The organism is Longimicrobium sp. (genome assembly GCF_036554565.1).
In the GTDB taxonomy this organism is placed as follows: domain Bacteria; phylum Gemmatimonadota; class Gemmatimonadetes; order Longimicrobiales; family Longimicrobiaceae; genus Longimicrobium.
This window is the reverse complement of sequence record NZ_DATBNB010000565.1, coordinates 1-4890: the sequence shown is the minus strand read 5'-3', so window position 1 is coordinate 4890 and position 4890 is coordinate 1. Positions and strand designations below refer to the sequence as shown.

The window sequence follows — 4890 nt, the reverse complement described above, 5'->3', positions numbered from 1 at the left end:
CGCTGACGGACGGGGTCGCGCGGTGGATCACCGAAGTGCTGATCGCCGCGGCGGACCACCACGGCGTGGACCCCGCGGCGCTGGTGGAGAAGGTGGCGCGCGACAGCCGGTTCGTGCTGCAGGAGCAGGGCTTCTTCGCCCGGCTTCCCTGGGCCGTGGCGCTCTGAGCGTGCCGGCGCTGTCCATCGTCAGCACGCCCATCGGCAACCTGGGAGACATCACCCGGCGCGCGGCCGAAACCCTGGCCGCGGCCGACGTGGTGCTGGCCGAAGACACGCGGCGCACCGGCGGCCTGCTGAAGCACCTGGGGATCGAGACGCGGCTGATGTCGGCCCACGAGCACAACGAGGCCTCGCGCGCGTCGCTCGTGGTCACCATGCTGCGCGAGGGCAAGAACGTGGCGCTCGTGTCGGACGCGGGAACGCCGCTGCTTTCCGATCCCGGGGCCCGCATCGTCCGCGAGGTGGTGGATGCGGGCTTCGACGTCGTGCCCATCCCCGGCGCGTCCGCCCTTCTGTCCGCCCTCGTCGCGTCGGGGATCGAGGCGGAGTCGTTCACCTTCCACGGCTTTCCGCCGCGGAAGGGGCCGGAGCGCGCCGAACTGCTGGAGGAGATCGCCGCCTCGCCCCGCGCCGCGGTGCTGTACGAATCGCCCAACCGCGTCGGCAGGCTGCTGGCGGACCTGGCGGAGGCGGCCGGGGGCGAGCGGCGGGTTTGCGTGGCGCGCGAGCTGACCAAGATGCACGAGCAGTTCGTGCGCGGCCCGCTGGCCGACGTCGCCGCCCGCTACGCCGACGCCGAGGTGCTGGGCGAGATCGTCGTCGTGGTCGCCGGCCGGTCCGAGGACGCCGCGGCTGAGGGCGAGGTGGATGCGCTCGCCGCCCGCTCCGTCGCCGACGCGCTCCTGGCGCAGGGGCAATCGCCGAGCGCCATCGCCAAGGAGTTGCGCCGGCGGATGGGCATCTCCCGCAACGAAGCCTACCGCATCGCCCAGGAAGCCGCGGGCGGGTAGGGCCCCTCCATCACCACCGATTCACCAATCCGATGGATCTCGGAAAGATCAATCGCGACTCGGAAGACCGCGCCGTCTGGTGGGCGGTCGCCGTGACCGTGCTCTTCGGGGTGACGGCGCTGCTGAACGCGGCTTCAGCGCAACTCGAAGGAGACCCGCTCGCCAGCCGCATCGCCGTCCTGCTGGCGCTGCTGTTCTTCGGGCTGGCGTACGGTATCTACCGCGGCAGCCGTGCGGCGGCCATCGCCGTGGTCGTGGTGTTCGTGCTGGAGGCCGTCGCCAAGTTCATCGCGTTTGGCTTCCTGGCGATGGGGCCCGTGTGGACGGCGATCTTCGGGGTGATTCTGTGGGCGGGCATGCGAGGCGTGTTCGCCCAGGCGTCGCGGCCGCCCAATCGCTCGGGAGCAAGCCGCGCCGGCTGACCGACAAGCGTTCGCGCCCTTCCATCCATCATGTTCTTTCTCTACAGCTACGCAGGGTTCCTGCTCGTGACTGCAGGCATCCTGGAAATCGTGCTCCTGCTCGTCCGCCGCGTGACGGGTGGAAGGAGCACAGGCTACCTCGTGGCCGCCAGCGTGGTGCGCGCCATCTGTTACATGCCAGCGGGCGTCATGGTGGGCCACGGAGGGCTGCTCGCCCCGCTTCCGGCCGCGGCGCTGTTCGGGCCCGTGGCATGGCCCGGGCTGCCGGGGGGCATCATCAGCTTTCTGCTGTTCGTCATCATCTTCCTGGGTGGATCCCTGTTCGCGCGCGCCCTCAGAGCGGAGCGCGCCGCCTTGGCCACCGGGGAATAGCGCAGGTTCGCACGGGCCGACGTGAGGATCCGAATACCGCGCCCGGCGGGGAGGTGTTAGCTTCCTCGCCGGGCGCTTTCCGTTGACGGCGTCCACTCCCGCGGGAACGTGCTCACCGTTATCATTGTACCGAACGCATGCCGAAGGACAGGGCGATCTTCCAGGATGAGCAGGGGCGCGGCTGGCTGGTGGAAATCCAGTACGGCCATCCCTCGCCGACGGAGCTGGGCATCTACGCGGCGCGCTTCCAGTGCCCGGAAGACCCCGCCGAGCCCGTGCGCGTGGGCTTCCTGCAGATCGACGCCGTGGAGAGCGGCGACGAAGAGATGCTGCGCGACGCGCTCGCCGAGAGCGACCCCGCGGAAGCCATCGGCTGACGGCACGCGGGCGGGCTGACCATCGGCAGCCTGCCCATCAACCCTGAAGGACCAACCCAGCAGTGGAAACCCGGCGATCCGCCGTCGACCTCTTCCTGAGCCCCGTGGCCGCCGAGCTGCTGAGGCGCGAGATCGCTCGCGCGCGTGGCAACGAGGTGTGCTTCGTCGCGCGCGTCGGCGAGGGGGGCGAGGTGGTGGAGCCGAAGGTGGTCGCCCGCGGGCACGCCTCGGCCGTGCTGGCGCTGGTGAAGAACCCCGAGGCGGGGGGGCTGCTGATCCACAACCACCCGTCCGGGATCCTGAAGCCGTCGGAGGCGGACTTCGGGGTGGCGGCGCGGCTGTGGGAGCAGGGGCTGGGGTTCGCCATCATCGACAACGAGGCGACGGAGATGTACGTCGTCGTCGAGCCGCCGGACCCGGACGAGCACGAGCCGCTGGACCTGGACGCCATCGACGCCGACCTGGGCCCCGGCGGCCCCCTCGCCGGCCGCCACCCTCGCTACGAGGACCGCCCGCAGCAGCGCGCGTTGTCGCGGATGATCGGGCAGCTGTACAACGACGGCGGCGTGGGCGTGGCCGAGGCGGGGACGGGAACGGGCAAGTCCGTGGCGTACCTGCTTCCCGCCATCCGCTGGGCCGTCCAGAACCGCGAGCGCACGGTCGTCAGCACCAACACCATCAACCTGCAGGAGCAGCTGGTCGACAAGGACCTGCCGCTCCTTCGCCGCGCCCTCGGGCAGCCTTTCCGCTTCACGCTGGTGAAGGGGCGCAGCAACTACGTCTCCATCCGCCGCGCGCTGCTGGCCAAGGAAAGCGCGGCGACGCTCTTCGAGCCCGAAAAACAGGCGGAGCTGCAGGGGTTGCTGGAGTGGATGAACAAGACGGACGACGGCAGCTTGAGCGACCTGCCGTTCCGCCCGTCCTCGGAGGTGTGGGACGAGGTGCAGTCGGAAACGGACGTGTGCCTGCGCGCCAAGTGCCCCCACTACGAGGACTGCTTCTACCAGCGCGCGCGCCGCGAGGCGGCCTCGGCCGACATCGTGGTCGTGAACCATCACCTGCTGTTCAGCGACCTGGCCGTCCGCCGCCAGCAGGGCAACTACACGGCGCCCGCCGTCCTCCCGCAGTACAAGCGGCTGATCCTGGACGAGGCGCACAACCTGGAAGAGGCGGCGACCAGCCACCTGGGCTCCACCGTCAGCAAGCGCGGCCTGTTCCGCACGCTGCGGCGCCTGGAGATGCGCGGCAAGGGGCTGCTGCCGGCCTTTCGCGTGGCCATCGCCGCGGTGAAGAACGACCTGATCGCCCAGTCGGCGCTGGACCTGATCGACGAGCGCATCACCCCGGCGCTGGACGGGGCACGCGACCGGGGGGCGACCGTCTTCTCCTTCCTGGGGGACGTGTTCCTGGGCGGCGACCCGCTGATCCGCCTGGAAGACAACTTCGACGCGCACCCCATCTGGGCGCTGGGGCTGGACGAGGCACTGACCGGGCTGCTGCACAACCTGAAGGACCTGCTGGGCGGGATGGAGCAGCTGCGCGAGCGCATCGCCGCCGACGAGCAATTGAAGCAGGGCGTGGAGCCGCAGCTGGTGGAGCTGCGCGGGGCGGCGGGGCGCATCGAGGCGGCGATGGACGCGCTGCGCTCCGGCCTGCGCCCGGGCGAGAGCAAGATGAAGATGGTGCGGTGGATGGAACGCCAGCCGCCGCGGGACGGGCGCGAGGCCAACCTGACCATCAACGCCGCGCCGCTGGACCTGGCGTGGGTGCTGCGCGACGCGCTGTTCGAGAAGATCCCGACGGTGGTCCTGACGTCGGCGACGCTGGCGACGCAGGGCAACTTCAGCTTCATGCGCCAGCGGCTGGGGATCGGCACGCAGTTCGCCGCCGACTACCACGTGGACGAGGCGGTCTTCCCCTCGCCCTTCGACTACGACGAGCAGACGCTGGTCGTGGTGCCCACCGACCTGCCGATTCCCTCCGGCGAACACGACCCGCGCCACGACGAGGCCACGGTTCGCGCCACGCTGGAGCACGCGAAAATCTCGGATGGCGGCCTGTTCGTGCTCTTCACGAGCTACCGGGCGCTGCGGCACGTCGCGCAGGAGCTGCGGGCGCGGCGGGCGGACCTGCAGTGGCCGCTGTTCGTGCACGGAGAGGCGCCGCGCGCGCAGCTGGTGGAGCGGTTCGCGGCGTCGGGGCGGGGAATCCTGCTGGGGACCACGTCGTTCTGGGAGGGCGTGGACGTGCCCGGGCGGCCCCTGCGCGGGCTGATCATCCCCAAGCTGCCGTTCAAGGTGCCCAGCGAGCCGGTGACGGCGGCGCGCATCGAGGCCATCGAGGCGGCGGGCGGAAACTCGTTCGTGCAATACATGCTTCCCCACGCGGCCATCCGCATGAAGCAGGGGTTCGGGCGGCTCGTGCGGTCGCGCGACGACATGGGCGTGGTGATGATCCTGGATGGGCGGATCGCGAAAAAGAGCTACGGGCGATATTTTCTGGACTCGCTGCCGCCCGCGCCCGTGGTGAAGGCGCCCTGGCAGCGGGTAAAGGAAGAGATGCTGCGGTTCTACGGGGAGCGGACGGCGGTGCGGCGGGCGGGGTAGGGGGCGGTCCGCACCAGGGCTTTGTGGCGTTTCGATCAGGGCCGGTGCATGCCTCGGCCGCCCCCCATCCCCAGCCCTTCCCCCGCAAACTGCGCGGGGGA

The 4890-nt window shown here is 70.7% G+C and carries 5 protein-coding genes; all 5 read left to right on the top strand.

Annotated features, from left to right (window positions below; all coding sequences use genetic code 11):
- Positions 1–169: 169 nt before the first annotated feature.
- Entirely contained in the window at positions 170–1012 is an 843-nt protein-coding gene (gene rsmI / locus VIB55_RS15535; RefSeq protein WP_331877573.1) for a 16S rRNA (cytidine(1402)-2'-O)-methyltransferase, read from the top strand.
- Between the two features lie 32 nt (positions 1013–1044).
- On the top strand, positions 1045–1434 hold the full coding sequence (locus tag VIB55_RS15530) for a hypothetical protein (protein WP_331877572.1): 390 nt from the start codon (positions 1045–1047) through the stop codon (positions 1432–1434).
- Positions 1435–1464: 30 nt separating this feature from the next.
- The gene (locus tag VIB55_RS15525; RefSeq protein ID WP_331877571.1) at positions 1465–1806 is read left to right on the top strand and encodes a hypothetical protein; all 342 of its coding nucleotides are present in this window, start codon (positions 1465–1467) and stop codon (positions 1804–1806) included.
- A gap of 137 nt (positions 1807–1943) precedes the next feature.
- Positions 1944–2183, top strand: a complete 240-nt coding sequence (locus VIB55_RS15520) for a hypothetical protein (protein ID WP_331877570.1) — start codon at positions 1944–1946, stop codon at positions 2181–2183.
- 62 nt (positions 2184–2245) lie between these two features.
- Positions 2246–4789: a helicase C-terminal domain-containing protein gene (locus VIB55_RS15515; RefSeq protein WP_331877569.1), complete on the top strand. Its 2544-nt coding sequence runs from the start codon at positions 2246–2248 to the stop codon at positions 4787–4789.
- Positions 4790–4890: the final 101 nt, after the last annotated feature.